Below are 25,212 nucleotides of genomic sequence, written 5' to 3'. Positions count from 1 at the left end.
CTTGCTCGGCCGTAAAGCAGAAAGGGTTGGCCCGGCGCTCTTAGCTCCGCAGTCCCGGCGCTTCCTGCCCTGTGCGCTCGACATATTCGGTGTAGCCGCCGCCATAGGTGTGGATGCCTTCCGGCGTCAGTTCCAGCACGCGGTTGGAGAGTGCGGCCAGGAAATGACGGTCATGCGAGACGAACAGCATGGTGCCTTCGTACTGCGACAGCGCCGTGATCAGCATCTCCTTGGTGGCGATGTCGAGATGGTTGGTCGGCTCGTCCAGCACCAGAAGATTGGGCGGATCGAACAGCATCAGCGCCATCACCAGCCGCGCCTTCTCGCCGCCCGACAGCACGCGGCATTTCTTCTCGATCTCGTCGCCGGAAAAGCCGAAGCAGCCGGCGAGCGCCCGCAGCGGCGCCTGTCCGGCCTGCGGAAACGCGTCCTCCAGCGTCTGGAACACGGTGCGCTCGCCTTCCAGCACCTCCATGGCGTGCTGGGCGAAATAGCCCATTTTCACACTCGGCCCACGCGCGACCGTGCCGGCATCGGGGTCGGAGGCGCCAGCGACCAGCTTCAGCAACGTCGACTTGCCGGCGCCGTTGACGCCCATGATGCACCAGCGCTCGCGGCGGCGTACCTGGAAGTCGAGCCCCTCATAGATGCTGCGGCTGCCATACCCCTTGTGGACGTTCTTCAGCGTCACGACATCCTCGCCGCAGCGCGGCGCCGGCTGGAAGTCGAAATTCACGGTCTGGCGGCGCTTGGGCGGCTCGACGCGGTCGATCTTGTCGAGCTTCTTCACCCGGCTCTGCACCTGTGCAGCATGCGAAGCACGGGCCTTGAAGCGTTCGATGAAGGCGATCTCCTTGGCCAGCATCGCCTGCTGGCGCTCGAACTGCGCCTGCTGCTGCTTGTCGGCGATCGCCCGCTGCTGCTGGTAGAATTCGTAATTGCCGGAATAGGCGGTGAGCGAACCGGCATCGATCTCGACGACCTTGTTGACGATGCGGTTCATGAACTCGCGGTCGTGCGAGGTCATCAGCAGCGCACCCTCATAGCCCTTCAAAAACTGCTCCAGCCAGATCAGGCTTTCGAGATCGAGATGGTTCGACGGCTCGTCGAGCAGCATGACGTCGGGCCGCATCAACAGGATGCGGGCCAGCGCGACGCGCATCTTCCAGCCGCCGGACAGTTTTCCGACATCGCCGTCCATCATCTCTTGGCTGAAGCCGAGGCCGTCGAGCACCTCGCGGGCGCGGCCGTCGAGCGCATAGCCGTCGAGTTCCTCGAAGCGATGCTGCGCCTCGCCATATTGTTCGATGATCTCATCCATCCGGTCGGCCCGGTCGGGATCGGCCATGGCCGCCTCGAGTTCGGCCATTTCGGCCGCCACGTCGCTGACCGGCCCGGCCCCGTTCATCACTTCGGCGACCGCACTGTGGCCCGCCATGTCGCCGACATCCTGGCTGAAATAGCCGATGGTGACGCCGCGATCGACCTGCACCTGGCCCTCGTCGGGCTGCTCCTGGCCGGTGATCATGCGAAACAAAGTCGTCTTGCCGGCGCCGTTCGGCCCGACAAGGCCAACCTTCTCGCCCTTCTGCAAGGCGGCCGAGGCCTCGATGAAGACGATCTGGCGGCCGTTCTGCTTGCCGATGCTTTCAAGACGGATCATGGGGCTGTCCGGGGGAGCTGGTGCAAAGTTGAGGGATTTGCCCGGGGCCATACGCGAATGAGCGCAAGGAGGGAAGAGGCAGAAGCGCCGCAGATGGTGGCGAGGACCCCGTCATCGCGCACGAAACCAAAAATCCAGGGATTGTCGAAAACCGCCGTCGCGGAACGACATTGGCGCGGCGGCCTGCATGGCCGCCGAACAGCGACACCGACAGGGCAGGAATACGACGATGGCCAAGATGCTCGTGATCTACAAAACTCCGGCCGATCCGGAGGCATTCGACCGGCACTATTTCGAGGTTCATGTGCCGCTGGCCAAGAAGCTTCCCGGCCTGCGGCGCTACGACATCAGCAGGCGGCCCATCATCAAGCGCTCGGCGGGCGAGATGCCGTATCTGGTGGGGACGCTCTATTTCGACAGCCTCGCCGATATGCAGAGCGCATTTGCCACCGAAATCGGCATTGCCTGCGCCGCTGACCGGCGGATACTCGCGCCAGGAGACGACGACTTGACGATGCTGCTGTTCGACGTCGACGAAGTGTGAGCCTTCGCCGGTCTCGGACAGCCAGCGGAACGAAGGAGCCGCGCCGAAGCGGACGACGTTACTTCGCGTCGTGGAAGATGATCCCCACCGTATGCCGCCGTCCCGAGCGCAGGCGGCTGACGCCGTGCCTGAGATTGACGCGGTAGTGGCCCTTGGTGCCGTGCACCGGGCGATTGTGCACGGCGAAGATCACCGCATCGCCGCGCCTGAGCGGCACCACCTCGGCGCGGCTTTGCATACGCGGGCGCTGTTCGGTGAGCACGAACTCGCCGCCGGTGAAATCCTCGCCCGGCTGGGAGAGCAGGATCGCCACCTGCAACGGAAAGGCGAGGTCGCCATAGAGGTCCTGGTGCAAGCAGTTGAAGTCGCCGGGACCGTACTGGAGGAGAAGCGGCGTCGGCCGCGTCTGACCGTTTTCGTGGCAAAGCTGGAGGAAGGCGGCGTGATCCTCGGGATAGCGCTGGGCAATGCCCATGCGCTCGTTCCAGTCGTTGGCGACGGCGGCCAGCCTGGGGTAGAGCGCGGTGCGCAGGCCGCCGATGAGATCCGGCAGCGGGTAGCGGAAATAGCGATACTCGCCCTTGCCGAAGCCGTGACGGGCCATCACCACATGGCTGCGGAAATGTTCCTCATGCGGATAGAGCGCGGCGATTTCGGCGCATTCCTCGGGTGAGAGCAGAGCCGGCATGACAGTGCAGCCATAGCTATTCAGGTCGCCGACCAAGGCGCCCCAGTCCTGCGCGGCGACACGCGCTTCGGCCGAACGGGTTGCACGTTTGGTGCTTATCGAATGGATAGTCATGGATGCCTCCTTTGATACGATCAAAGTGGGGCGGATGAGAGGTGCGAACCACCCGATTCCTGCGGAGGTGCGCGCTCTTCCTTCTCCCTTGTGGGAGAAGGTGGATCGGCGCGCAGCGCCGAGACGGTTGAGGGGTGTTCCAGCGGAGTGAGGCGTTGGCGTTCCCTGGAACACCCCTCATCCGACCGAGCTTCGCTCGGCCACCTTCTCCCACAACGGGAGAAGGGAAAACCGTACGTCACCGCTTGCGATACCCCTCCAACTCCGGATCGAGATCGACCCGCACCGCGTTGGTGAACACGCAGGTCGCCACCATGATGCCGGCGAAGGCGACAAGATTGACCAGCAGCGTGTCGGCGTAGCGGGCCTTGAGTGCCGCCCAGATGTTGTCCGGGACCGCATTGGCGTTGGCGGCGACCGCCTTACCGAAAGCGATCAGCAGCGCTTCATCCTTGCTCGGCTCGATCGCTTCCGGATCAAGGCCGCTATCGATCAGCGCGCGGCGGAAGAAGGTGACCGGGATCTCGGCACGGCAGACTTGCGAGATCGCCAGCGACAAGAGCCAGATGGCGCGGTCGTCGAGCGCGGGCCGCAGCAGGTCCCGCAAGGTGAACCATTCGGCATAGATGCGATGCGCCACCGGCGAATGCAGCAGAATGCGCTTCATGTTGGTCATCCGGCCGCGCAGGCTGAGCTCCCTGTCATGCTCGGCGCGGATGTCCTCAGACGCCGTCGGGTAGTCGATCGGCGGGATCATGGCCATGCGATGGTCCTTGGTTGGTGGTGTTCTGCGACATCCCTCATCCAAGCGTCGTATGCAGTTCCGGCGCGCCGCGCAGGGTGTTGGACACCGTGCAGATCGCCTCGGCGTCCTCGACAATCCGCTGCTTGGTCGCCACGTCGAGATCGCCCGCAATGTCGAGCCTGATATTGAATTTTTCGACACGCGACGGCTCGTCCTTGGCCTTCTCGCCGCTAACCTCGGCTCGCACCTCGCCAAGCTCGGCGGCAACCCCGAGGCGCGTGGCGGCGATGCGGGCGCTCAGCACCATGCAGGCGGCGACGGAGGCATAGAGCAGGTCGAGCGGATTGAAGCCCTGAGCATTGACCCCGGTCACCACATCGACGCTGCCGCCGGTCGGTGTTGTCACGACCGGCAAGCCGCCCGGCGGCATCACGGCCAGCGCGCCGGTTTCTCGGGTCCTGACCTTGAGTTCTGCCATTCAACTATCCTTTCGGGGCCGGGCAAAATGCAAGGCGCAGCCGCCCTGGCGGCGAGCCCTGCCACGCAATGCCGGTATATGGTAGTCTCGAGGCCGACATCGCAACATCGACCGACCAACAAAATCGTCTGCTTCGAGGTTCAGCAATGAAGCGCAGTTTCATTTTGGCTGTGATTGCCGGCGTTGGCCTGCTCTGCGGTGCCGCCTTTTTGATTGTCGGTCCGTCCCCAGTCTCGCCAGACGCCATCCAGTCGTCGGTTGTTCGTACCCCGGCATTGATCGACAGCGCCTGGGAGTTGCCCGTGGCTGCTACCTTCAATGCCAACCTTGACTGGCAAACGAACAGCTCACGGTGCGGTCCGGCCAGTGTCGCAAACACCTTCCGCTCCATCGGCGAAGAGGAGACGACCGAAGCCGAAGTGCTCGCGGGAACCGGAAAGTGCTGGACCGGCTTTTGCATCATCGGTCTGACGCTGGACGAGCTTGCCGACGTCGCTCAGGCGAAAACCGGGCGCAAAGTCTCCGTGCTTCGGAATCTGAGCGCCGACGAGTTCCGCGAGCACATGAAGCACGCCAACGACCCCGGCCGCCGCTACATCATCAATTTCACCCGCGAGAAAATCTTCGGCGCCGGCAGTGGTCATTTTTCACCGATCGGCGGCTATCTGGAGGCCGAGGACTTGGTTTTCGTTCTCGACGTCAACGAGCGCTACAAGCCTTGGCTGATCGAGCGTGAACGCCTGTTCTCGGCCATGGACACAATCGACAGCGATGGCGACAAAAAGCGCGGGTTGCTGCTGATCGAGTAGCAGGGGCCCCTAACCGGTTTGGCAGCCACGATGCACTCGCTACCTCAATCCCGGCGCCGGCCAGCCACGCAAAATGTGTTTCTGGATCTTGCCGGAGGCGGTGCGCGGCAACGCGTCGGCGAGCAGGAATTCCTTCGGCACCTTGTAGCGGGCGATACGGTCCGCGCAGTGGGCGGCCAGCGCCGAAAGGTCGGGCGCGCGACCGGGCTTTGCGACAACGAAAGCCCGTCCGACCTCGCCCCAGCGCTCATCGGCGATGCCGATGACGGCCGCTTCGGCAATGTCGGGATGTTCGAGCAACGCCATTTCGACCTCGGCCGGATAGACGTTTTCGCCGCCAGAGATGAACATGTCCTTGCGGCGGTCGACCAGGGTGACAAAGCCGTCTTCGTCCCGGCGTGCAATGTCGCCGGTGCGGAACCATCCATCGGATGTGAAGGCCTGCGCCGTCTCGTCCGGCCGGTTCCAGTAGCCGGGCGTGATGTTGGGGCCGCCGAGCCAGATCTCACCGGCCTCGCCCGGGGCGACGTCGTTGCCGTCATCATCGACGATGCGCAGGCAAACCGAAGGTCCCGGCAGGCCGGCGGAACCTGCCTTGCGGGCGATCTGGCCGGCCTCGAGCGGCATGCCGAGCACGGTGCCGGCCTCGGTCATGCCGAAGCCGTCGACCATGCGCACGCCCTGCTCCAGCCACCAGCGGATGTCGGCGGCGGGATTGGGAGCGCCGCCGGTGAAGATAGCGGTGAGCGTGGTCCAGTTCGCCGGGTCGAACCCCACGCCGTCGCGCAGCATTCTTGCCATCTGCGGCACGCAGAAATAGTGGGTGACGCCGAGTTCGGCATCGGCCAGCCGCCGGTTGGTGAGACCGGCCTCGAAGCCGGGCGAGATCAGCACGGTGCCGCCTTGCAGCAAGGGCGGACGCAGGCTGGTGATGAGGCCGATGACATGGAACATCGGCGCATCGCAGAGGAAGACGCTTGCATTGCCGACCCGCCCCAGCACGCCGAAATTGACCGCAGTGGCGAAGGCGTTGGCCTCGGTGATGATGACGCCCTTGGGGCGACCCGACGTACCGGAGGTGTAGAGGATGATCGACGGCTGATCGGCCGGCGGCAAGGGCCGGCGCGTCGCCGGCGCCTGCGCTGCCATCGCCGCCACGAAGGCAGCGACCTCGACCATCATGCAGCTCTTGGGCGGCGCTGTATCAAACGCGGCATCGTGCAGCAGCAGTGCGGGATCGCAATCGGCGAGGATAGCCTGCTGCTCTGGCGCAGCGAGGCGCCAGTTCACCGGCACGAAGACGGCGCCGAAGCGCATGGCGGCCTGTTGCAGGATCAGGAGGTCGGCGCTGTTGCGGGCGACGGTGGCGATGCGCTGCCCCGGCTCGATGCCGTAGCCGCTTTCGAGCACGGCGAAAGCGCGCTGGATGGCTTCGTCGAGCCTGCTGTAGGTCCAGCGCCGCGCGGAAGCGAGGTCGACGCAAGCGAGACGCTCTGGCTGCGTCGCGGCATGCAGGGCCACGGGATCGGGCGTCGTCCAGACCGGCATCTCGCATCTCCTCCCAGATCGGATGTTGGCTGATCACCTTGCCTTGTCGTAGGCGCCGAGGCCGGGCTTGTAGCTCTTCTCATCAATGAACTGGCGGATGCCTTCCTTGCGGCCGTCATTGTCGTAGGAGTTGGCCGCCTCTTGCGCCCGCACCAGATAATCCTCGGCATTGTCGTAGGTCATCTCGGCGACGCGGCGGATGGCGTCCTTGGTCGCCTTCAGCGCGACCGGATTTTTCTTCAGCAAAATATTCGCCACCTCGGTGACGCGCGCCTTCAGCTTCTCCAATGGCAGGCTTTCATTGACCAGCTTCCAGGCCGCCGCCTTCCTGCCGTCGATGAGTTCGCCGGTCAGCGCATGATACATCGCGTCGCGCATCGACAGCAGGTCGACCACCACCTTGGTGGCGCCGCCGCCGGGCAGGATGCCCCAGTTGATCTCGGACAGCGCGAACTGCGCCTCGTCGGCCGCGAAAGCCAGATCGCAGGCAAACAGCGGGCCATAGCCGCCGCCAAAGCACCAGCCATTGACCATGGCGATGGTCGGCTTGCGGTACCAGCGCAACCGCCGCCACCAGCCATAGGCTTCGCCTTGAGCCTTGCGGACGGCGCCTAGCCCCTTGGCCTCGGTCTCGCGAAAATACTCCTTGAGGTCCATGCCCGCCGACCAGGCGCTGCCCTCGCCCGACAGTACCAGCACCCCGACATCGTCGCGGTATTCCAGCCCATCCAGCACTTCCATCATGCGCCGGTTGAGCGCCGGGTTCATGCAGTTGCGTTTTTCGGGTCGGTTGAAGCGCACCCAGGCGATGCCGTTCTCGACGTCGAAGGCCACGGTCTCTTCGGTCATGGCAATTCTCCTCCTGCTTGCGTGCATGGCAAGCGAAGAGCCGCGCTCCAAACCTGCCTTGCATTAATCGCTATGCTACATAGCCTTCATAATTGCTATGTCGCATAGTATTTTCTGCTTGACAAGGGCCTTGATCGCGGTGATCGCTTGCAGCATGGACGAGGCCACAATCCGCAGCAAACCCCGCAAGGCCAGGATAGCGCCGGAAGACACGCTCGACGCGCAGATCGGCTACAATCTGCGGCGCGCTTCGGCTCTGGCGCTCAATGATTTCGCTGTCGAGATGGCCGACGCGGCGCTGCGGCCGGTCACTTACGGCATGCTGGCGCTGATCGACGAAAGGCCCGGCATTCGTGCGGCCGAACTCTGCCGCCTGCTGGGCATGAAGAGCGCCAACATGGCGCCGCTGCTTGCCGAACTCGAGGAACGCGGCCTGGTCGAACGCGACGACCATGCGCGGGACAAGCGCGTACAGGTGCTCGCCTTGACCAAGGCAGCCAAAGCGGCCATGCCGGCATGGCGCCGGCAGGTGCGCCGGCACGAGGACCGGTTCCTGCAGCAGCTGACGAAAAAGGAACGGGCAACGCTGCTGCGCCTGCTGCGCCTGATCTGGACCGAGGAAGAGTAAGTTCTTCGGCAAGCGTTCGTCACTAGCCATTTGCCATGCCGCCACCGATCTCGCTGAAGACCTTTTTCGAACAAGGCGATAGCGGCGCATCCTGCCAGTCTGATTCAGGCCGGGTCGCATCCGCCTGTCAGCAGTCTTCACCACGCCCGCTCCCTCTCCGCCCTGCCCTTTGCTAGGCTCGCGCCATCCGCAACAGGAGCGCGAAATCATGATCGTCCAGGCCTGCATCAACGGCGCGCGTCCCGCCGATTTCCACCCTGCCCTCCCACTCGACGCCGAAGCCATGGCGCGCGACGGTGCTGCTTCGATTGCCGCCGGCGCGGCGGAGCTGCATGTCCATGCGCGCGGAGCCGACAAGAGAGAGAGCCTTTCGCCGGCAGCGATGGGTCCGACGATCGCGGCGCTGCGCCGCGCCTGCCCCGGTACGCTGATCGGCGTCTCCACCGGCGCCTGGATCGAGAACGACGATGTCAGCACGCTGGTCGCCATCGCCGGCTGGCGCGAATTGCCGGACTATGCCTCGGTCAATCTCAGTGAGACGGCAGCACCCCTCGTCATGGAAAGCCTGCGTCAGCGCGGCATCGGCATCGAAGCCGGTCTGGCTTCAGTCGCCGACGCCGAGCGTCTCGTCAGCCTCGACCATGGCGGACGCGTGCTGCGCATCCTGATCGAGATCTCCGAACAGACGCTGGACGCGGCCTTTGCCGTGTCGGAAGGCATCGAAAAGGTGCTGGGGCGTGCCGGGATACGGCGCGCAATCCTGCTGCATGGCGCCGACGCCACGGTCTGGCCGTTCGTGCGCCGCGCCGCGCAGCGCAACTGGTCGACACGCGTCGGACTGGAAGACGGCAAGGACCTGCCGGATGGCACTGAAGCCTCCTGCAATGCGGCGTTGGTGGCTGCTGCGGTGGCGATTTTCCGGACTGGCCGATCAGCGTAGCGGCTGACGAATGCGTCGATGGATAGGTGATCTCGCCCTCGCGGGGAGATCGCCATCTCCCGAAGCTGGCACAACAGCGAGCCGCAACTCCCCTCTTGCTGTTATTAGAAATTTCTCATAGGTTGTTTTCATATCTGGAAGAAATTGCCCCTCATTTTTCTCCTTTATGAAAGCCTAGGCTTTGCGTGAGCATCTCGATCAAACCGATCGACGGCTGGTCAAGCTGTTGTCACAGGATGCCCAGCCCGGCATCAACCGGCTCGCCGAGACGATGGCGATCTCGGTGCCGACGGTGCGTTCAAGGCTGCGCAATCTGCTCGACCGCAATTTGCTGAAGATCGTCGGGCTGCTCAATCTGACCGAGCGCCCGGAGTTGATCTCGGCCATTGTCGGCATCAACGCGCAGGGCCGAGGCCGCGCCCGCGAACTGGCGCAGCGAATCTCGGAACTGCCTTTCGTCAACTCGGCCTCGGTGGTCACCGGGCGCTTCGACATCATCGTCGACGTCACCGTCGCCGGCGATGTCGCCGATCTCTACCGCATCACCAGCGAGCTGATCCCCGGCGCCGGCATTCCCGGCGAAGTGGTGCGCAGCGAGACCTTCGTCGTCATGGCCTCGTGCAACAAATGGGTCAGCCTTCCCGAAGGCTGCTGGTCGGAAGAAACACCGGCCCGCAAGGAGCCGGCATGAAGATCGCAGTTCTCGGCGGTCTCGGCCTGCAGGGCCGTGCGGCCATCGCCGATCTCGTCGCCAGCGCCGGTGTCGAGGAAATCGTCTGTGTCGATACAGCAGCTGATGGCCCTGCCCGGCTTGCCGGCCTGACCGACCTTTCTCGCGTGCGTTTCGTGGTGCCCGAAGGCGCGATCGGTCCGGCACTCGCCACTGTGTTGGCCGATGTCGACGCCGTCATCGATCTCCTGCCGCAGCCACTGATGCGCGAGGCGGTGCAGGCGGCGATCGCGACGCGCACGCCGCTGGTCACCACCAATTACGGCAAGGCGATTGCCGATCTGGCGTCGGAGGCAGAAAAGGCCGGCGTTTCGATCATGTCCGAATGCGGGCTCGACCCCGGCATCGACCTCGTGCTTTACGCGCGCGCCGCAAAGCAATTCTCTACGATCTCCTCGATCGATTCCTACTGTGGCGGCATCCCTGAACCGAAGGCGATGGCCAAGCCCCTCTGCTACAAGGTGAGCTGGAATTTCGACATGGTTCTGGTCAGCCAGAACCGCGACAGCGTGATGATCGAGGACGGCAAGCGCGTCGAAGTCTCGGCCGGCCGACAGCACGACAACCGCTTCATCCACGAGATCGAGGTTGCGGGACTCGGCCGGCTGGAAGCCTTTCCCAATGGCGACGCACTGCACTATGTCGAGATGCTCGACGGCGCCAAGGGGCTGCAACGCTCGGGCCGCTATACGCTGCGCTGGCCCGGCTGGTCGGCGTTCTGGGCGCCGCTGAAGGAACTCGGCTTCCTCTCCGAAGACAAGGTGCCCGGCACAAGCGCCAGCCCACGCGAATTTCTCGGCCGGCTGCTCGGCCCGCAACTGCAGTACGGCGCCGACGAGAAGGACCTTTGCGTTATGCGCAACGTCTTTTCCGGTCTCGAAGGCGGTCGCGCCAAAACGGTGACATCGGACCTGATCATTGAGCGCGACCTCGGCTCCGGCCTGTTCGGCATGAGCCTCGGCGTCGGCTATCCCGCCAGCATCGTGGCGCAGATGCTGGCGCGGCGCGAGATCACCACGCCAGGGCTTTTGAACCCGCTGCAGCATGTGCCCGACGGACCGTTCTTCGACGAACTGGCCAGGCGCGGCATCACGGTTGCCGAGACGGTGGCCTGGGACTGAGGATTTTCGAACGGTGGCTGCCGCCGGCAACGGTGCCGCCGCTCAAAAAATGCCCACGGGACTCCGCGGGCAAAAATGACAACCAAAACAGGGAGGAATGCCAAATGAAGATTGCCAAGCTTTTCATCGCCGGACTTGCGCTTGCGGGTCTCACCGCTGCTGCCAGTGCCGGAACGCTCGACGAGATCACCAAGCGCGGCGAATTGCGCGTCGCGGTGCAGACGCAAGGACCGCCCTTCTCGCTGGTCGGCGCCAATGGCGAACGCACCGGCAGTTCGGTCGAACTCGCCGAGCTGATGGCCAAGGAAATGGGCGTGAAGGTCACCTTCCTCGACTATGACTGGGACGGGCTGATCCCGGCGCTGCTGTCCGGCAAGGCGGACCTTCTGGTCGCCGACATGACGCCGACGCTGGCGCGCGGTATGAAGGTCGCCTTCACCACGCCCTACATGTACACGGGCAGCACCGTCTTCACCAAGGCCGACAGCAAGTTCAAGACCACCGAGGACTGCAAGGCCAAGGGCACCAAGATCGCCGTTCTGTTGGGCGCCACCGGCGAAAAGGAAGCCAAGAACGCCTTCCCGGATGCCGACATCAAAAGCTACAAGGGCGGCGGTCCATTGCTGCTCGACGCGGTCAACAACGGCCAGGCCGATTGCGGCGTCAACGACGTCTCGGCGGTCACGGGTCAGTCGACCGCTTATCCCGCCGGCACCTTCACCATCATGCCGGAGCTGTTGTCGAAGGAGCCGCTTGCCTTCGCCACCCGCTATGACGAGCCGGACCTGTTGATCTGGATGAACCTGTTCCTCAACCAGGTCACGATTGATGGCCGCCTGCAGAAGAACCTCGACTACTGGGTCAATTCCGACGCCTGGAAGAAGGATCACTAAGCAGCGTTAGAATTCGGACGGGACCGCGCCAGACTCAATCGGCGCGGTTCCGGCCTGCACTTTGCCGCCGGTAGAACTTCGCTCGAGGAATCCACCCAGCGATGCTCGAATATTTCAGCTTCCGCACCATCGTCGAATATCTGCCGCTGTTCGGGCAGGGTCTGATCACGACTGTGTGGCTGTCGGCGCTGTCCTTTGCCGGCGCGCTCGCGGTCGGCATCGTGCTCGCCGCCATGAACCTGCAGCGCGGCCAGCTGTTTCGCATCCCGGCCAAGGCCTATATCGATGCCGTACGCGCCACGCCCTTGCTGGCGCAACTCTACTTCCTCTATTTCGGCTTGCCGCGTCTCGGCTTCGTGCTGCCGGAACTCGTCGTCGGCATCCTCGCTCTGTCGCTGAACAGCGGCGCCTATATCGCTGAAATCATTCGCGCCGGCATCCTGTCGATCCCGCGCGGCCAGGTCGAAGCCGGCGTCGCTTCGGGGATGACCTATGTCCAGCGCATGCGCCTGGTCATCCTGCCGCAAGCCTTCAAAGTGACGATCCCGCCGCTGCTTGGCCAGGCGATCGTGCTGGTCAAGGATTCGGCGCTTTTGTCGCTGATCTCGGTGCCCGAACTGACGCGCGCCGGCCAGTTGCTGGCGTCCGACCGCTTCATGCCGGCGGAAGGTTTCATCACCATCGCCGCTTTTTATCTCCTGCTCTACTATTGCCTCAAAGGATTGGCGGGGCTGTCCAGTCGCTGGCTCGGCTTGCAGCCGGCAAGGAGCAGCACATGATCTGGCAGCAGCTGCAAAGCCTGGCCGGTAGCTATCCCCTCGCCTTGCGTGGCCTCGGCATGACAGTGGTGCTGTCTCTGATCAGCCTGGTGCTGGGCACGGCTCTCGGCTTCGGCCTCGGCATACTGCGCACCGGCGGCAACCGGGTGATCTCAAGCGTCATCGGCGCCTGGGTCGACCTGATCCGCGGCACGCCGTTCCTGGTGCAGATCTTCCTGATCTTCTTTATCCTGCCGGAATTCGGCATCGAGCTCGATGCCTTCACCGCAGGGATCATCGCGCTGACCAATCTGGCCGCCTGCTTCATCTGCGAGATCGTCGCCGCCGGCATCCGCTCGGTGCCGACCGGCCAGGTCGAGGCGGCGCTCGCGTCCGGCCTGTCACGCTGGCAGCGCATGCGCCAGGTGGTGCTGCCGCAAGCGATGCGCATCGTGCTGCCGCCGCTGGTCGGGCAATATGTGCTCTTGATCAAGGATTCTTCCGTCGTCTCGGCCATCGGGCTGACCGACCTCACCCGGGTCGGCTGGCTGGTGGTGCAGCGTGTGCCCAACGGCCTGCTCGTCTTCTTCCTCGTCGGTGTCGGCTATTTCATCGTCTGCTACCCGCTGATCATGCTGGCCCGCCGGCTGGAGCGCCGCATGGGTGCGGCGCATGGCGAGGTGCAGCTGTGACATCGAACCCCAAAGGGCGCACGAATATGAGCACGCCAAGCCAGACCAAAACCGGCATGATCGACTTTCGCGGCGTCAACAAATGGTTCGGCGCGCTCAATGTGCTGAAAGACATCACACTCAGCGTCGAGCCGCGCGAGGTCGTCGTCGTCTGCGGCCCCAGCGGTTCGGGCAAGAGCACGCTGATCCGCTGCATCAACGGCCTGGAGACGATCAAGGACGGCGACCTGATCGTCGACGGCCAGCGCCTCGGCGACCCCGCCACCAACATGACGCTGCTGCGCACCGAGATCGGCTTCGTCTTCCAGTCGTTCAATCTCTACCCGCACAAGACCGCGCTGGAAAACGTCACGCTAGCGCCGATCCATGTGCGCAAGATCCCGCGCGCCGAGGCCGAGCAGGCCGGTCGCGACTTGCTGGCCAAGGTCGGCCTCGCCGACAAGATCAACGCCTATCCCTCACAGCTCTCCGGCGGCCAGCAGCAGCGCGTGGCGATTGCCCGCTGCCTCGGCATGCGGCCGAAGATCATGCTGTTCGACGAGCCGACCTCGGCGCTCGACCCCGAGATGATTTCCGAAGTGCTCGACGTGATGGTCGCGGTGGCTGAAGAAGGCATGACCATGATGGTGGTGACGCACGAAATGGGCTTCGCCCGCAAGGTTGCTCAGCGCGTCGTCTTCATGGATGCCGGCGCCATCGTCGAAAGCGGCACGCCGGAGGAGTTTTTCTCTGCCCCGAAGACGGATCGCAGCCGGGCTTTCCTGAGCAAGATCCTCAGACACTAGGTCGGCTCTCGAACAGCTGGCCGCCGTCGGCCCGAGATGGAACTTCGATCTGCGACTATGCATCAAGGATCGCACTTACCAGTCGGGCGGTGCGCGGCGCGAGCGTCAGCCCTATGTGTCCGTGGCCGAAGGCAAGGATCACATCCCGCCCACCTCTCGATGGCCTGATAACAGGCACGGAATTGGGCATTGAAGGCCGGAATCCGAGCCATGTGCGGCTCGGCTCCCCCAGGTCTGGAAAAACCCGACGCGAATTCTCCACCAGCGCCGCCAGCAACCGCTGATTGGCGGGAACCCCCAATCCACCGAGTTCTACAAGGCCTGCAACGCGCAACCGGCCTCGCATCGGGCAAAGATAGAAGCCGAGCGCTGTCGGGCAGACCGGCCGTTCAATCGGTGGGTGGGTCATGTCAAATTCAATGTGATAGCCACGTTCGGTATCGAGGCTGACCGGATCATCGATTTGGGCGGCGAGCCTTTGCGAGTGGGCACCGGCGGAGATGATAGCGGTCTGGGCGCGGATGTCGAAGGGCCCCGCGATGATCCGGATCCCATTCGCTTCCCGGGCGATCGTTTGTGCAGAGGCCTTGACGAATTGCACACCCGCCCACCGGACTGTTGCGGTCAACCGATGCATCGCTTCGCCCGGATCACTGAGATTGAGCGCGCCCGGAAAAAACAGCCCGCCACCTTCGAAGGGCGGTAGCCGAGGTTCGAGCCGATGCACTTCGTCGGCCGAAAGCAGTTCCTGACCAACGCCATGGAAGCGGCGCAGATCGATATCGGTGGCGGCCGCCTTGAAGGCCTTGGGCGTTTCGTAGAGATAGAGACAGCCCTTGGCGGAGAGCAGGTCCGATGCCCCAATTTCCGCTGCGAACTCCTCCCAAGCCGCCGATGCGTCCGATACGAGTTCGGCGATCCGGCGGGTGTTTTCCCTGAATCGGTGCGGCAGAGATTCGTATGCGAACCTCGCCAGCCAAGGGAAGAGGGTCGGCAAGGCGGAAGCGCGGATCGACAACGGACTGCGCGCGTTGAGCAGCAGGGAAGGCAGATTCCTCAGAACCGCCGGCGTCCCGACAGGGATTACCGCATAGTCCGCGATGGTCCCGGCGTTTCCGTAAGATGCGCCACTGCCCGGTTCGTTCGGTTCGATCACGACAACCTCGCGTCCGTCAGCGCGAAGCCGAAGTGCAATCGCCAAACCTATGACGCCACCGCCGATGACGGCGATGTCGGTCGAAATCCTGCTCATCTGGTCCACATGCGTTGAGGCAAAGACGGTGGCTGGCGCCCGAGACCCTGCGAAACGGCGATGGCAGTGCCGTGCCCGAATCGCACATGCGCCAATGGGTTCTGTCAGGACTGTTTGCTGGCTGGCGTTCAGGCAGGCGCGGCGTAGCGCGCGACATAGGCAGCCGTTCGTGCTTCACGCGGGTTGTCGAGCACGTCGGCCGCCGTTCCCTGCTCGATGATCCGGCCGCCGTCAATGAAGACGACCCAGTCCGAGACTTCGCGGGCGAAAGGTAATTCGTGGGTGACGAGGATCATGGTCATGCCGTCCTTTGCCAGTTCTCGCATCACACGCAGCACCTCACCGGTCGATTCTGGATCGAGCGCGGAGGTCGGTTCGTCGAACAGAAGCACAGTCGGGCCGAGGGCCAGGGCGCGCGCGATCGCGACGCGCTGCTGCTCGCCGCCAGACATGCGTTCCGGATAGGCTGTTGCCCGATGCGCGAGACCGACGCGCGTGAGCAGGCGCACCGCGCGCTCGACCGCTTCGCGCTCCCCAATTGCGGCGGCATGCATCTGGGCGAGAACGACATTTTCCACCGCTGTCAGATGCGGGAACAGGTTGAAGCGCTGAAACACCATGCCGACGCGCTGGCGCAGCTTGGCGAGGTTCCTGCACGTCACCGCACCCTTGTCGCAGATCGTCTCGCCATTTACCTCGATGACGCCGTCGTCGGGCTGCTCGAGCAGGTTGACGCAGCGCATCAGCGTCGTCTTGCCGCCGCCGCTTTGGCCGATGATGCTGATGATCCGACCAGCCGGCACGTCGAGATCTATGCCGCCGAGCACCTGCCTGCCGTCGAAGGACTTCCGCAAGCCACGGATGGTGACTGCCGGGCCGGAAGCCGTCTTGCCAAGCTCCCTATTGAGTGTCTCGTGTGCCATCGGTCTAGGCTCCGCCCGCGAGCAGCGTCTTCGCCAGCTTCAGCCGCCGCCGGCGCCCCAGCGACAGCGGTACGCCAGCCTGAATGGTCCGCTCCAGCCAGAGCAGGCATTGCGAAATCGGATAGCAGACGGCGAAATAGATAGACGCAATCACCAGATAGACTTCGAGTGCCCGAAACGTTTCGGAGGCGATCAGCTGCGCCTGGGTCATCAGTTCAACGGCAGAGATCGTCACCAGAAGCGACGTCGATTTCAGAAGGTCGACGAACATGGTGTTGGTGCCGGGCAATGCCAGCCTCAACGCCTGAGGTAGAATGACGTGGCTAAAGGTGGTGCCGCGGCCAAGGCCCAGCGCCTGCGCAGCCTCGTTCTGACCGGAATGGATGCCGGCGATCGCCGCGCGGAAAATCTCCGAGAGATAGGCGGCATAGAACAACATGAGGCTCAGCACGCCGGCGACGAAGACGCTGAGCTTGATGCCGACCGACGGCAGGCCGAAATAGGTGACGAAGATAATCGCGAGCAACGGGACGTTCTTGAATATCTCCGTGTAGATGGCGGCAGGCAGACGCACCAGACGCAAGCGATTGAGGCGCATCAGCGCCAGCACGAGGCCGAGGACAGCGGCACCGACAAAGCTGACGATCGTGTAGGTCAGGGTCCTGAGGAGACCCCAGCCGAGATTGCTTGCGTAGTCGCTCCAGGGAACCTGAAAAAACCCGGTCAGCGTGTGGAAAAGGGACATGTGCTTGCCCCGACGCTCAAGGCGCGATTGAGGGCGGCGACCAATCCGCGGGGCGATCCACGCCCCGGCGCTGAGCCGCCATCTCCGGCGAAGGAACCAGGAACTGTTTCGGATCGCCGCCCCATTTGGTGACGAGCGCGGCAAGCGAGCCGTCCTTGTACATTGCATCGATCTGGTCCGAGACAGCTGTCGCGAGCTTCGGTGCCTCTTTTGGCAGGTAAAATCCGGTCATGTAGGGCTGAAAATACTGATAGTCGGGATGGGCTTTGATCTCGTCGGCGGTTGGCGGCGCCAGATATGCGACGCGGAACTTCATGTCCGGCCGCTCCTTCTGCTGATAGATGATCAGCAGCGGGTCGAGAAAGCCGACATCCAGCCTGCCTGATGACAGGTCCTGAAAGACACTGTCGGCCGACGGATAAGTGTGCGGAGTGGCATCGGGCACCTGCGCTATCGATTTCGCCCAGACATAGCCGGTGACGGTTCCGAGATCCTTGCCTTCCAGGCTCTTGACGTCGGGATAGTCGGCAGCGCCCTGCACAGCCATCGCCGGGGGCGAATAGTAGGGCGGGTCGGTGAAGAGGCCGACCTTCTGGCGCGCATCCGACCAGGCGATGCCGCCGATCGTAATATCGGCACGGCGAGATTGGACCGATGCCAGCATACCGGGAAAATCAGTGACGCTGACTTCCATCTTGAGACCCAACTTGTCGGCGACCGCGGCGAGGATATCGCTGTCCAGCCCGACGAGCTTCTCGTCCTTCATCGCCGTGTAGGGCATATAGGGTTCGATCGTGACCTGCAGGACGCCCGGCTTCAGCGTCTCAAGCCCGTCCGCATGCGCCACCGTGGCCAGCAATCCAATTCCAACCCCTAGCAAGGCGGCAATGCCGACCTTGAATCGCGAGCGAGACAAAACACCCTTTTCCATCCCCGATATCTCCCTGTCACCGGATCAATATATTTGTGATATATTGATCAGTATATTATATGAATCCGTTGTCAAGTGATTCCTTGGCGATCGAATTCGATCCCTGTGAGGTAAGTTGGATGGATGCGCGGATGCCGGAAGACGATGCCGACAATGTCGAGGCTGGCTCGACATTGGCCGAGCGCACCTATCTGCAGCTGAGGGAGGACATCATCACGGTTAAGCTGGCGCCCGGCACCCTGCTTCGCGAAACCGATCTCATGCGGCGGCTGGACGTCGGTCGCACGCCGGTGCGCGAGGCGTTGTTGCGGCTGCAACGCGATGGCTTCGTCGACGTCAACGGCCGCCGCGGCACCTCGGTCAGCACGATCGACATCAGCGATCTATCGGCGATCTATGAGGCCAGGGCGAGAATTGAATCCTGGGCGACGCGACTGGCCGCCGAACGTCTGCGGGAGCCTGAGCGTCGGGAAGCGCGCGCGCTGATCAGCGAACTGGCCGCCTTTACAAACCCTCCGGAACTCGACCCCCTGCTTGCGCTCGACCGGCGCATCCACCGCTTCATCTACCGCGCCGCCAAGAACCCCTATTTGTTCGACACGCTCGACCACTACCACAACCTGTCACTCAGGATCTTGCATGTGGCGACACGCCGGTTTCCGGAGCTCATGTCGGGGCTCGACAAGGTCCTGCAGGAGCAAACCCTTATGCTCGAGGCGGTTTGCAGGGGAGATGGCGAAACGGCCGAGCGCATCGCGCTGCATCACGTCCTCAGCTTCGAACAGGATGTTCGCAAGATCATCTAGCCGATTTGGCGGAACAACGACCTCCAGCGTGACCGCCTGTCAGCGTCCAGAATGCGCGAAGGCTATTTGTGTGGCCGGCACGCGGCGTAAAGCAGTTATACGCGCGCCTTCACCTTTGAAAGGTCGCGACTGCCTCGCTCCTCAAAGCGTCGCCAACCGCGAATTTGTCATGGTCTTTCCATAGGCTTGCCGCAGCGTCCGCTTCTCCTCCAGCGCAGCGATGACGCTTGCGGCAAAATCCGTCGCGTACATGTCGGCCAGTCGGGTCAGCCCGCCTGGCGTGAAGACGTTGATCTCCAGAAGTTTGTCGCCGACGATGTCGAGACCGACCAGGAACATGCCGTCGCCGATCAGTTTGGGGCGCACCATTTCGGCAATGCCCAGCATCGTGGCCGTTACCTTGACCTTGCGAGCCGTTCCGGCGGCATGGATGTTGGAGCGGACGTCGCCCTTGGCCGGAACGCGGCGAAAGGCTGCGTGTTTGCCGTCGCGCACCAGCGGCAGGCCGTTCATCAGAAACAGACGCACGTCACCGGCCTTGGCTTCCGGAAGGTAGACCTGTGCGACAAGATAGCCGTCACCGCTGGCCGCCTCGAAAATCTGGTTGAGGTTGGAATCGGTGGGCTTGGCAATATGGAAAACGTTCTTGCCACCCGAACCTTGCAGCGGTTTGACGATACAGCCCTTCGGCTGTTTGTCGATGAAGGCGCGGATCTCGGCAATGCTGCGCGATATCAGGCTCGCCGGCCTGACCGCCTCGGGGAAAGACTGCAAATAGAGCTTGCTCCGTGCCTGCGCCAGACCGCCCGGATCGTTGACGACGATGGTGCCGCGTTCGGCTGCGAGCCGACCGAACATGATGCCGGCATTGGCCGCCCATGGCCGACCGGCGCCATCCAGCGACGGGTCGTTACGCAGAAACAATATGTCGATGTCGCTCATGGCGACGGTCTTCTTCTGCTTCGCGGCATCCTGCAGGGCAGCATGAAGCTTGCCTGAAGTCTTGTAGGCAGCATCGGGCAGAGCCGTCACGCTGACGGCCAGATCATCGTTAGGGCGCAGGATGAAATCGCCCGGCTCGACATAGACGACGGAATGACCGCGCTGGACGGCCGCCAGCGCCAATGCCGTCGTCGTGTATCCCGGCGTCTCGGTTTCAATGGAATTGACGAAGAACGCAATGCGCATTGTGGAGCCCCTCAGCTTTCAACCATATCGATCGGATCGATTCCCGCCATCGCTTTCCTGAGGCGCGGACGCGCCGCGTCGGAAGAAAGAAACGCAGGTTCGAGGCGCGGCGCCCGCAGCAGGCCGCGCGCGTTCAGTTCCTGGATCGCGCCGAAATGTGCGGCGGATATCTTGCCGATCCAGAACGGCGTGAGGCTGCCGCCATTCCTCAAGTGATCGAGGATCTGCAACAGGCCGCGCAGATAGATGGCGTCCTTGGCAAGGCCGCCGCCTCGATAGACGCGTAGCACGACATTGAAGGCCTCGCGATCATCAAGATCCCTGCGAAGAATGCGGAAGGTTTCCTCGAACGTTGCGCGGTCGAGCATCGCCTGACAGGCGATCACTCTTGCCGCGATCAGCCGCAAACGCGCTGCGGTCATCCCCCCGACCAGATACTCCGCCAGCACGGCCAGTCCCTCCTGCATGCCTTCATAGCCGGCGAGCCCGCAACAGAAGATGGCGAGCCCCTGCGCGGCACCATTGAAATACGTCAGCAGATGAACACCGATCTCGTGGCTGAGCAGCGCCGTCAGACGTTCCGGTGGAAGGTTGGTGTCGCGCGACACCAGCAATCGGCTTCGCGAGACCAGCAGGCCGGCCGGCAGGTCGCCGCGGATTTCGACGGAAGCATCGAAATCGGGATAGGCGGCGCGGTATCCGGCGATCATGTGGCGCGCGGCGGCGGCCACGGCGTCGGCATCGAGGCCCTTGCGCCGGGTCTCCGAGGCACTCCGCGGCAGCCTTTCGAGAATGGTGCGCGCCCTCGCCGCCAGGCTCGGCTCGACGCTGCCATAAAGGGCTCGCCCAAGTTCGACGAAGCGCGGCGTTTCGCGTGCCGCAAGCATCGACAGCTGGAGATCGAGCTCCTGCTGCTTTTCGGAGAGCAGCCTGGTCAGGAGCGTATCTTCCAGATGATCGAGCGAGATCGAATAGAGCCTCCGCTTCTGGTCGGCGACCTCGAGCTCGAGCGGCCGGTAAAGCAGTGCGGGCACACGCTCGAAAGCGCCTGCCTGGAATTCCCGCCAGGCGGGTTCGGCATTGATCGGTGTGACGGCAAGCAGAAAATCGAAGGTCGACGCGACATTGTCGATCGCACGGTCAGCGCGCACGACAGCGTCGATATAGGCGCGGCGACCGAGGGAACGATGGGTCGCCGGCTGTTCCAGGCTCGATGCCTTCAGGAAGGCACTGACGGCCTGAAGCGCGGAATCGACCATGTTGGCGACCACGAGGTCGTGGAGTTCGGGGTAGACGCGCTTGGTGCCGGCCACTCTGTAGATCGGTGCGAAGCGCACCGTCAGGCACGCCACATCACCGGGATCATCCCAGAGCCGTGCTTCGGCACGTGTGGTGGGACTGAGCTCGTCGACGCGGGGCGTGCGATATTTGGCTTCGCGCGCGGATGCAGCATCAGCGAAGCGCTTGCGTGCCGCCTTCTCCGCCGCGGTGTTGCCGCAAGCCAAAGCAATCTCGAAAGGCGGCAGGAACGGAACATCGTCGGTCAGGAACCGGTCTTCGGCCAACTCTCCGATGTCCAGCAAGAGGAATGCGCCGCAGTGATCGCGTATCCTTCGCGCCACCAGCCGCGCGACCTCGCCGGCGAACTCGATGTCGGCGGCGATCAGATAGGAAGCGTTGGCGGAGACGGCATGGAATGCCACATCCTGATGCGACCCGACATGGACACACAGAAAGGGCAGCGGCCGATCGATGTGCAAACGGTTGCCGTTGCCGAACTCGCGGCGGATCGGCTTGCCGTCGTGGAAAAGCGCGTCAAGGTCCGCTTCGATTTGCACCAGTGGAGATGGGGGTTCGACAAGCTTGGGCTTCATCGCATGGCCTGCAGCGCCTTTGCCAGGACAGGCACAGTCGACGCTAGTATGGCGCGTAGCTGATCGATTGCTGCCCAGTCGGGTTCGCCGCTCCATTCGTCCATGAAGATTTTCTTGAACTCTACCGCGATGGCGCAGCCGGTTTCCGGAAAATTGGTGTGGACGAAACGCGTCTGTTCGCCCTTGCCCTGGAAGGACACGTTCTCGCGCACATCGATTGGCTCGCCATTGATATGGTGGCCGCGAAGCGTCTCGGTGAACGCGTCGACGATAGGCGCCCAGCGCTCGCGGTCCATGGAAGACGTCCCGATGTTGATGTCGGGCGCGAGGTCGCGAGATGTCGGCACAGAATGCGGCCCATCGCGGCGGTGATTGTAGCTGTGGACGTCGACGAGAACGAACCGGCCATAGCGCTTCTCGATATCGGCGAGGACGCGCTTCAGCTCACTGTAGAAGGCGTCGTGAAAGGACAGAGACTCCTCCACGATGGCCTCGGCCGGCAACTCCCGCCAGACTTTGAGCCCCCAGGACTGGTCCGGCGACAAGTAGACGGCAGCGTCGCGCGCGCGGTTCAGATCGACCTGGAAGCGCGACCGATGAACGATGATCCGGGTCGGGAAATCGGCGATGAAGCGCTCGGTGAACGGGTCTTCTTCTCGAAGCCGGTCGGGATCAGAGAGACACATGAGCGATCGAGAAGCGCTGTCCACATCGGTGCCGCTATGGATGGCAGTACCGACGACAGGACCGTCTCCGAGCTTGATCGTCCAGCCCGACCTGCCCCGATCGGTGTTGGAAATCGTCTTGTCCATGCTCCGAAATGCGCGGAGCGTGCGGACGGTTCCGCTTCATGTCGAAAGCGGCCTTCAGTCGAACGTCGCCAGCGGCTCGGCTTTGATCTCCACCCAGTCGCAGCGCCGGCTGTCGTGGTAGAAGGACTGGAAGGGCGGCGGGAAGGATGGGTCGGCGAAGGCGCCGACGGGAATGGCGATGACGCCAGGTTGCGTGTCGATGCGGTAATGGACGCTGGCGCCACACTCCGGGCAGAAATTGTAGATGACGCGGCCACCCTGGTCGCCGGTACGGGTGAACTGCTTCGCCCGCCCCTCGATCGATACATCGCCTTCCGCAAACCGGACATTGTAGCTGAAGGCGCTGCCGGTGCGGCGCTTGCAGTCCAGGCAATGACAGACCGAGATGCGCACCGGCTCGCCCGCACAGACGACTGACAACTGGCCGCAGAGACATTGCGCGCGGCGCGTGACCATGGCTGCTCCTACCGAGCCTGTTCCATCCCGATGGATCGGGATGGGGCTCTATCTTCTTTTTGAGCATGCTTCTCCGAAAACCGGATTCCACTTTTCGGGATCATGCTGCTGAGACACGTTACTGCGTGTCGGCGCTGGCCCTCAACTCCGTACGCTTCTCGTCCGACACGACAGCCAGATCCAGCACCTTTTGCAGTTCGGCGGCATGATGGAATGACGGTTCGGTCTGCACGCCGCTTGCGACCGCATCGACGAAACGCTGGTAGTTGGTCGGCACCGTGCCGGCGTCGATCACCTGCCATTTGGCGGTCTCGATATCCTCGCCGATGCACGCCTTCAGCTCCGAGCCCTCGAGATTGTGCACGACCTCGATGCCGCCCTTGTCGCCGTAGATGCGCAGGCGCAGTTCGTTCATATGGCCGGTCGCCCAGCGGCTGGAATGCACGACGCCAAAGGCGCCGTTGGAAAAATCCAGCGTCATGGCGAAACTGTCATTGGCGTCGAGGTCGTATTCGCCGATGCGGTTGCCCGGTGCCTTGTCGAAGGCGCGCAGCCGGCAGAAGACGTGGTCGATGTCGAGTGCGGCGCCATAGCTGGCGAAGTCGAGGATATGGATGCCGACATCGCCGAGCACGCCGTTGGAGCCGTGGCCGCGCGATAGCCGCCACAGCCATTTCGGATCGGTGCGCCAGTCGCCCCAGAATTTCGACACCAGCCAGCTCTGCAGATAGGAGGCCTCGACGTGGCGGACGGTGCCGACCTCGCCGGCCAGCACCATCTGCCGCGCCTTTTGCAAGGGAGCAACGTTGCGATAGGTGAGGTTGACCATGTTGACGATGCCAGCGGCTTGCGCCGCGTCAGCCATCTCGCTCGCCTTGCCGAAGTTTTCGGCGAGCGGCTTTTCGCACAGCACCGGCTTGCCGGCCGCGATCAGCGCCATGGTCGTCGGATGGTGGATACGGTCCGGCGTGACGTTGGCCACCGCATCGAAGCCGCCCCAGTCGAGCGCTGCCTCCAGTGAGGTGAAGCGCTTCGGGATCTTGAAGCCGTCGGCGAATTCGCCGACGCGCTTCTCATCGACATCGACAGCGCCAACGATCTCGACGCCGTCGATGGCGCCAAAGCGGCGGGCATGCTCCTGCGCCATCCAGCCGGTACCCAATATCAAAAGCCGCATTTTTGCACTCCGAGCGAAATTGGTTCGATTCAATCATATGGGACGAATGCGGCCTAGGCGACTCTGTACGCAAGCCGCTACGCCTTTTTCTTGGATTTTGTTTTAGCGGAAACCAGCCTCGCCCGAGGCATGGAGCTTGCCGCCGCGCTCGACGATCGGCTCCAGCGCCTTGTCGACCGGCACGTTCGGCGCATCCAGAATAGCCGATTTCGTGCCTTGCGGGTTGTGCGCCCACTTCACCGCGTTGCGCAGCACCTTGTGCACTGCGGCATCGTGATAGGTCGGATAGGTCTCATGGCCCGGGCGGAAGTAGAAGACGTTCCCGGCGCCGCGCCGGTAGGTCAGCCCCGAGCGGAACACCTCGCCACCCTGGAACCAGGAGATGAAGACCGTTTCCAGCGGCTCCGGCACGGCGAACTGTTCGCCATACATTTCTTCATTCTCGAGCTCGAAGTACTCACTGATGCCTTCGGCGATCGGATGGCTGGGGCTGGTCACCCAGAGCCGCTCGCGCTCACCCGCCTCGCGCCATTTCAGCGTGCAGGGCGTGCCCATCAGCCGCTTGAAGATTTTCGAGAAATGGCCGGAGTGAAGCACGATCAACCCCATGCCTTCCCACACCCGGCGGGCGACGCGCTCGACCACTTCATCGGCAACGGCCCCATGGTCCTTGTGACCCCACCAGACCAGCACGTCGGTCTCGGCCAGACGGTCGGCAGGCAGGCCATGCTCGGGCTGTTCGAGCGTGGCGGTCGAGGCGGAGATCGCCTTATCGGCGTTCAGCGCCTTGGCGATGGTCGTGTGCATGCCCTCGGGATAGAGGGCGGCGACCACCTCATTGGTCCGCTCATGGATGTTCTCGCCCCAAACGACAGCGCGTATTGTCATGATGTCCTCTTGATTGTTTGAAGCTGGAGCCGCCGCAGTCCACTCATAGTATCCCCAGCCGGAATTGAAAACGCTTTCAATGCCGGCTGCTGACAATTACGGGGAACGTCGAGATCATCGATCTCGGAGTAGCCGTGCGAAAAATACCATTTTAAACAGGATGATAGCGGCTCAT

At 63.3% G+C, this 25,212-nt stretch carries 27 protein-coding genes; 11 read left to right on the top strand and 16 right to left on the bottom strand.

All coding sequences use genetic code 11. The annotated features are described in order from the left end of the window. Positions 1 to 40: 40 nt before the first annotated feature. The gene (locus ACYHH6_RS17450) at positions 41 to 1,663 is read right to left on the bottom strand and encodes an ABC-F family ATP-binding cassette domain-containing protein (RefSeq protein WP_352592152.1); all 1,623 of its coding nucleotides are present in this window, start codon (positions 1,661 to 1,663) and stop codon (positions 41 to 43) included. A 229-nt stretch (positions 1,664 to 1,892) separates the two neighbouring features. Between ACYHH6_RS17450 and ACYHH6_RS17445 the strand changes: the two genes are divergently transcribed. Continuing rightward, complete coding sequence (locus tag ACYHH6_RS17445; protein ID WP_202302901.1) at positions 1,893 to 2,207, top strand: EthD family reductase; 315 nt, start codon at positions 1,893 to 1,895, stop codon at positions 2,205 to 2,207. A gap of 58 nt (positions 2,208 to 2,265) precedes the next feature. On the opposite strand, the gene ACYHH6_RS17440 is transcribed toward ACYHH6_RS17445, so the two are convergent. The 3 genes from ACYHH6_RS17440 to ACYHH6_RS17430 form a co-directional block, all read right to left on the bottom strand. Next, positions 2,266 to 3,009 carry a 2OG-Fe(II) oxygenase gene (locus tag ACYHH6_RS17440; RefSeq protein ID WP_352592156.1) on the bottom strand — a complete coding sequence of 248 codons (744 nt, stop codon included), beginning with the start codon at positions 3,007 to 3,009 and terminating at the stop codon, positions 2,266 to 2,268. 238 nt (positions 3,010 to 3,247) lie between these two features. Further along, positions 3,248 to 3,772, bottom strand: a complete 525-nt coding sequence (locus ACYHH6_RS17435) for a carboxymuconolactone decarboxylase family protein (RefSeq protein ID WP_352592159.1) — start codon at positions 3,770 to 3,772, stop codon at positions 3,248 to 3,250. Between the two features lie 37 nt (positions 3,773 to 3,809). Next, on the bottom strand, positions 3,810 to 4,232 hold the full coding sequence (locus ACYHH6_RS17430) for an OsmC family protein (RefSeq protein ID WP_352592162.1): 423 nt from the start codon (positions 4,230 to 4,232) through the stop codon (positions 3,810 to 3,812). Positions 4,233 to 4,378: 146 nt separating this feature from the next. Here ACYHH6_RS17430 and ACYHH6_RS17425 point away from each other — a divergent pair, with 146 nt between their 5' ends. Continuing rightward, on the top strand, positions 4,379 to 5,041 hold the full coding sequence (locus tag ACYHH6_RS17425; protein WP_352592260.1) for a phytochelatin synthase family protein: 663 nt from the start codon (positions 4,379 to 4,381) through the stop codon (positions 5,039 to 5,041). A 39-nt stretch (positions 5,042 to 5,080) separates the two neighbouring features. Here ACYHH6_RS17425 and ACYHH6_RS17420 read toward each other — a convergent pair whose 3' ends face one another. Both ACYHH6_RS17420 and ACYHH6_RS17415 read right to left on the bottom strand, forming a co-directional pair. After that, entirely contained in the window at positions 5,081 to 6,589 is a 1,509-nt protein-coding gene (locus ACYHH6_RS17420; protein ID WP_352592165.1) for an AMP-binding protein, read from the bottom strand. A gap of 33 nt (positions 6,590 to 6,622) precedes the next feature. After that, entirely contained in the window at positions 6,623 to 7,438 is an 816-nt protein-coding gene (locus ACYHH6_RS17415) for a p-hydroxycinnamoyl CoA hydratase/lyase (protein WP_352592168.1), read from the bottom strand. Positions 7,439 to 7,592: 154 nt separating this feature from the next. Between ACYHH6_RS17415 and ACYHH6_RS17410 the strand changes: the two genes are divergently transcribed. The 8 genes from ACYHH6_RS17410 (at position 7,593) to ACYHH6_RS17375 (ending at position 13,985) form a co-directional block, all read left to right on the top strand. Beyond that, positions 7,593 to 8,066: a MarR family winged helix-turn-helix transcriptional regulator gene (locus ACYHH6_RS17410; RefSeq protein ID WP_352592170.1), complete on the top strand. Its 474-nt coding sequence runs from the start codon at positions 7,593 to 7,595 to the stop codon at positions 8,064 to 8,066. A gap of 208 nt (positions 8,067 to 8,274) precedes the next feature. After that, positions 8,275 to 9,006: a 3-keto-5-aminohexanoate cleavage protein gene (locus ACYHH6_RS17405; RefSeq protein WP_352592173.1), complete on the top strand. Its 732-nt coding sequence runs from the start codon at positions 8,275 to 8,277 to the stop codon at positions 9,004 to 9,006. Positions 9,007 to 9,187: 181 nt separating this feature from the next. Continuing rightward, entirely contained in the window at positions 9,188 to 9,697 is a 510-nt protein-coding gene (locus ACYHH6_RS17400) for an Lrp/AsnC family transcriptional regulator (protein ID WP_112560910.1), read from the top strand. Further along, on the top strand, positions 9,694 to 10,857 hold the full coding sequence (locus tag ACYHH6_RS17395; RefSeq protein ID WP_352592176.1) for a saccharopine dehydrogenase family protein: 1,164 nt from the start codon (positions 9,694 to 9,696) through the stop codon (positions 10,855 to 10,857). Before ACYHH6_RS17400 ends, ACYHH6_RS17395 begins: the two co-directional genes overlap by 4 nt. 104 nt (positions 10,858 to 10,961) lie before the next feature. Next, positions 10,962 to 11,750 carry an ABC transporter substrate-binding protein gene (locus tag ACYHH6_RS17390; RefSeq protein WP_352592179.1) on the top strand — a complete coding sequence of 263 codons (789 nt, stop codon included), beginning with the start codon at positions 10,962 to 10,964 and terminating at the stop codon, positions 11,748 to 11,750. Positions 11,751 to 11,851: 101 nt separating this feature from the next. Next, entirely contained in the window at positions 11,852 to 12,529 is a 678-nt protein-coding gene (locus ACYHH6_RS17385; protein ID WP_352592182.1) for an amino acid ABC transporter permease, read from the top strand. Then, the gene (locus ACYHH6_RS17380) at positions 12,526 to 13,200 is read left to right on the top strand and encodes an amino acid ABC transporter permease (protein WP_352592185.1); all 675 of its coding nucleotides are present in this window, start codon (positions 12,526 to 12,528) and stop codon (positions 13,198 to 13,200) included. The genes ACYHH6_RS17385 and ACYHH6_RS17380 overlap by 4 nt, the downstream gene beginning before the upstream one ends. A gap of 56 nt (positions 13,201 to 13,256) precedes the next feature. Next, entirely contained in the window at positions 13,257 to 13,985 is a 729-nt protein-coding gene (locus tag ACYHH6_RS17375; RefSeq protein ID WP_352592263.1) for an amino acid ABC transporter ATP-binding protein, read from the top strand. A gap of 55 nt (positions 13,986 to 14,040) precedes the next feature. Here the strand turns inward: ACYHH6_RS17375 and ACYHH6_RS17370 are convergent, their stop codons facing one another. The 4 genes from ACYHH6_RS17370 to ACYHH6_RS17355 all read right to left on the bottom strand — a co-directional run bounded on the left by ACYHH6_RS17370 (position 14,041) and on the right by ACYHH6_RS17355 (position 17,836). Next, positions 14,041 to 15,237, bottom strand: coding sequence for an NAD(P)/FAD-dependent oxidoreductase (locus tag ACYHH6_RS17370; protein ID WP_352592188.1), 1,197 nt, complete (start codon positions 15,235 to 15,237; stop codon positions 14,041 to 14,043). Positions 15,238 to 15,365: 128 nt separating this feature from the next. Further along, positions 15,366 to 16,160: an amino acid ABC transporter ATP-binding protein gene (locus tag ACYHH6_RS17365; RefSeq protein ID WP_352592191.1), complete on the bottom strand. Its 795-nt coding sequence runs from the start codon at positions 16,158 to 16,160 to the stop codon at positions 15,366 to 15,368. A 4-nt stretch (positions 16,161 to 16,164) separates the two neighbouring features. Further along, positions 16,165 to 16,905, bottom strand: coding sequence for an amino acid ABC transporter permease (locus tag ACYHH6_RS17360; protein WP_352592194.1), 741 nt, complete (start codon positions 16,903 to 16,905; stop codon positions 16,165 to 16,167). 16 nt (positions 16,906 to 16,921) lie between these two features. After that, positions 16,922 to 17,836: a substrate-binding periplasmic protein gene (locus tag ACYHH6_RS17355; protein WP_352592197.1), complete on the bottom strand. Its 915-nt coding sequence runs from the start codon at positions 17,834 to 17,836 to the stop codon at positions 16,922 to 16,924. Positions 17,837 to 17,967: 131 nt separating this feature from the next. Between ACYHH6_RS17355 and ACYHH6_RS17350 the strand changes: the two genes are divergently transcribed. Next, on the top strand, positions 17,968 to 18,642 hold the full coding sequence (locus ACYHH6_RS17350) for a GntR family transcriptional regulator (protein WP_435053452.1): 675 nt from the start codon (positions 17,968 to 17,970) through the stop codon (positions 18,640 to 18,642). Positions 18,643 to 18,783: 141 nt separating this feature from the next. Here the strand turns inward: ACYHH6_RS17350 and ACYHH6_RS17345 are convergent, their stop codons facing one another. From ACYHH6_RS17345 to ACYHH6_RS17320, 6 genes are all read right to left on the bottom strand, one after another. Continuing rightward, entirely contained in the window at positions 18,784 to 19,830 is a 1,047-nt protein-coding gene (locus tag ACYHH6_RS17345; RefSeq protein WP_352592203.1) for a glutathione synthetase, read from the bottom strand. 11 nt (positions 19,831 to 19,841) lie between these two features. Then, on the bottom strand, positions 19,842 to 21,704 hold the full coding sequence (locus ACYHH6_RS17340; RefSeq protein WP_352592206.1) for a flavohemoglobin expression-modulating QEGLA motif protein: 1,863 nt from the start codon (positions 21,702 to 21,704) through the stop codon (positions 19,842 to 19,844). Continuing rightward, entirely contained in the window at positions 21,701 to 22,516 is an 816-nt protein-coding gene (locus tag ACYHH6_RS17335; protein ID WP_352592209.1) for an N-formylglutamate amidohydrolase, read from the bottom strand. The genes ACYHH6_RS17340 and ACYHH6_RS17335 overlap by 4 nt, the downstream gene beginning before the upstream one ends. A 54-nt stretch (positions 22,517 to 22,570) precedes the next feature. Next, positions 22,571 to 22,972, bottom strand: coding sequence for a GFA family protein (locus ACYHH6_RS17330; protein WP_352592212.1), 402 nt, complete (start codon positions 22,970 to 22,972; stop codon positions 22,571 to 22,573). Positions 22,973 to 23,090: 118 nt separating this feature from the next. Continuing rightward, positions 23,091 to 24,149: a Gfo/Idh/MocA family protein gene (locus ACYHH6_RS17325; protein ID WP_352592215.1), complete on the bottom strand. Its 1,059-nt coding sequence runs from the start codon at positions 24,147 to 24,149 to the stop codon at positions 23,091 to 23,093. Between the two features lie 102 nt (positions 24,150 to 24,251). Continuing rightward, the gene (locus ACYHH6_RS17320; protein ID WP_352592218.1) at positions 24,252 to 25,037 is read right to left on the bottom strand and encodes a ThuA domain-containing protein; all 786 of its coding nucleotides are present in this window, start codon (positions 25,035 to 25,037) and stop codon (positions 24,252 to 24,254) included. Positions 25,038 to 25,212 lie beyond the last annotated feature (175 nt).

The sequence above is a fragment of the Mesorhizobium sp. P171375 genome, from assembly GCF_057786075.1.
This window is presented reverse-complemented; position numbering and strand designations above follow the sequence as displayed.

Bases quoted from the DNA above. Each gene is read 5' to 3' on its own strand.
- ACYHH6_RS17450 (WP_352592152.1), bottom strand. From the start codon at position 1,663: ATGATCCGTCTTGAAAGCATCGGCAAGCAGAACGGCCGCCAGATCGTC.
- ACYHH6_RS17445 (WP_202302901.1), top strand. From the start codon at position 1,893: ATGGCCAAGATGCTCGTGATCTACAAAACTCCGGCCGATCCGGAGGCA.
- ACYHH6_RS17440 (WP_352592156.1), bottom strand. From the start codon at position 3,009: ATGACTATCCATTCGATAAGCACCAAACGTGCAACCCGTTCGGCCGAA.
- ACYHH6_RS17435 (WP_352592159.1), bottom strand. From the start codon at position 3,772: ATGGCCATGATCCCGCCGATCGACTACCCGACGGCGTCTGAGGACATC.
- ACYHH6_RS17430 (WP_352592162.1), bottom strand. From the start codon at position 4,232: ATGGCAGAACTCAAGGTCAGGACCCGAGAAACCGGCGCGCTGGCCGTG.
- ACYHH6_RS17425 (WP_352592260.1), top strand. From the start codon at position 4,379: ATGAAGCGCAGTTTCATTTTGGCTGTGATTGCCGGCGTTGGCCTGCTC.
- ACYHH6_RS17420 (WP_352592165.1), bottom strand. From the start codon at position 6,589: ATGCCGGTCTGGACGACGCCCGATCCCGTGGCCCTGCATGCCGCGACG.
- ACYHH6_RS17415 (WP_352592168.1), bottom strand. From the start codon at position 7,438: ATGACCGAAGAGACCGTGGCCTTCGACGTCGAGAACGGCATCGCCTGG.
- ACYHH6_RS17410 (WP_352592170.1), top strand. From the start codon at position 7,593: ATGGACGAGGCCACAATCCGCAGCAAACCCCGCAAGGCCAGGATAGCG.
- ACYHH6_RS17405 (WP_352592173.1), top strand. From the start codon at position 8,275: ATGATCGTCCAGGCCTGCATCAACGGCGCGCGTCCCGCCGATTTCCAC.
- ACYHH6_RS17395 (WP_352592176.1), top strand. From the start codon at position 9,694: ATGAAGATCGCAGTTCTCGGCGGTCTCGGCCTGCAGGGCCGTGCGGCC.
- ACYHH6_RS17390 (WP_352592179.1), top strand. From the start codon at position 10,962: ATGAAGATTGCCAAGCTTTTCATCGCCGGACTTGCGCTTGCGGGTCTC.
- ACYHH6_RS17385 (WP_352592182.1), top strand. From the start codon at position 11,852: ATGCTCGAATATTTCAGCTTCCGCACCATCGTCGAATATCTGCCGCTG.
- ACYHH6_RS17380 (WP_352592185.1), top strand. From the start codon at position 12,526: ATGATCTGGCAGCAGCTGCAAAGCCTGGCCGGTAGCTATCCCCTCGCC.
- ACYHH6_RS17375 (WP_352592263.1), top strand. From the start codon at position 13,257: ATGATCGACTTTCGCGGCGTCAACAAATGGTTCGGCGCGCTCAATGTG.
- ACYHH6_RS17370 (WP_352592188.1), bottom strand. From the start codon at position 15,237: ATGAGCAGGATTTCGACCGACATCGCCGTCATCGGCGGTGGCGTCATA.
- ACYHH6_RS17365 (WP_352592191.1), bottom strand. From the start codon at position 16,160: ATGGCACACGAGACACTCAATAGGGAGCTTGGCAAGACGGCTTCCGGC.
- ACYHH6_RS17360 (WP_352592194.1), bottom strand. From the start codon at position 16,905: ATGTCCCTTTTCCACACGCTGACCGGGTTTTTTCAGGTTCCCTGGAGC.
- ACYHH6_RS17355 (WP_352592197.1), bottom strand. From the start codon at position 17,836: ATGGAAAAGGGTGTTTTGTCTCGCTCGCGATTCAAGGTCGGCATTGCC.
- ACYHH6_RS17350 (WP_435053452.1), top strand. From the start codon at position 17,968: ATGCCGGAAGACGATGCCGACAATGTCGAGGCTGGCTCGACATTGGCC.
- ACYHH6_RS17345 (WP_352592203.1), bottom strand. From the start codon at position 19,830: ATGCGCATTGCGTTCTTCGTCAATTCCATTGAAACCGAGACGCCGGGA.
- ACYHH6_RS17340 (WP_352592206.1), bottom strand. From the start codon at position 21,704: ATGAAGCCCAAGCTTGTCGAACCCCCATCTCCACTGGTGCAAATCGAA.
- ACYHH6_RS17335 (WP_352592209.1), bottom strand. From the start codon at position 22,516: ATGGACAAGACGATTTCCAACACCGATCGGGGCAGGTCGGGCTGGACG.
- ACYHH6_RS17330 (WP_352592212.1), bottom strand. From the start codon at position 22,972: ATGGTCACGCGCCGCGCGCAATGTCTCTGCGGCCAGTTGTCAGTCGTC.
- ACYHH6_RS17325 (WP_352592215.1), bottom strand. From the start codon at position 24,149: ATGCGGCTTTTGATATTGGGTACCGGCTGGATGGCGCAGGAGCATGCC.
- ACYHH6_RS17320 (WP_352592218.1), bottom strand. From the start codon at position 25,037: ATGACAATACGCGCTGTCGTTTGGGGCGAGAACATCCATGAGCGGACC.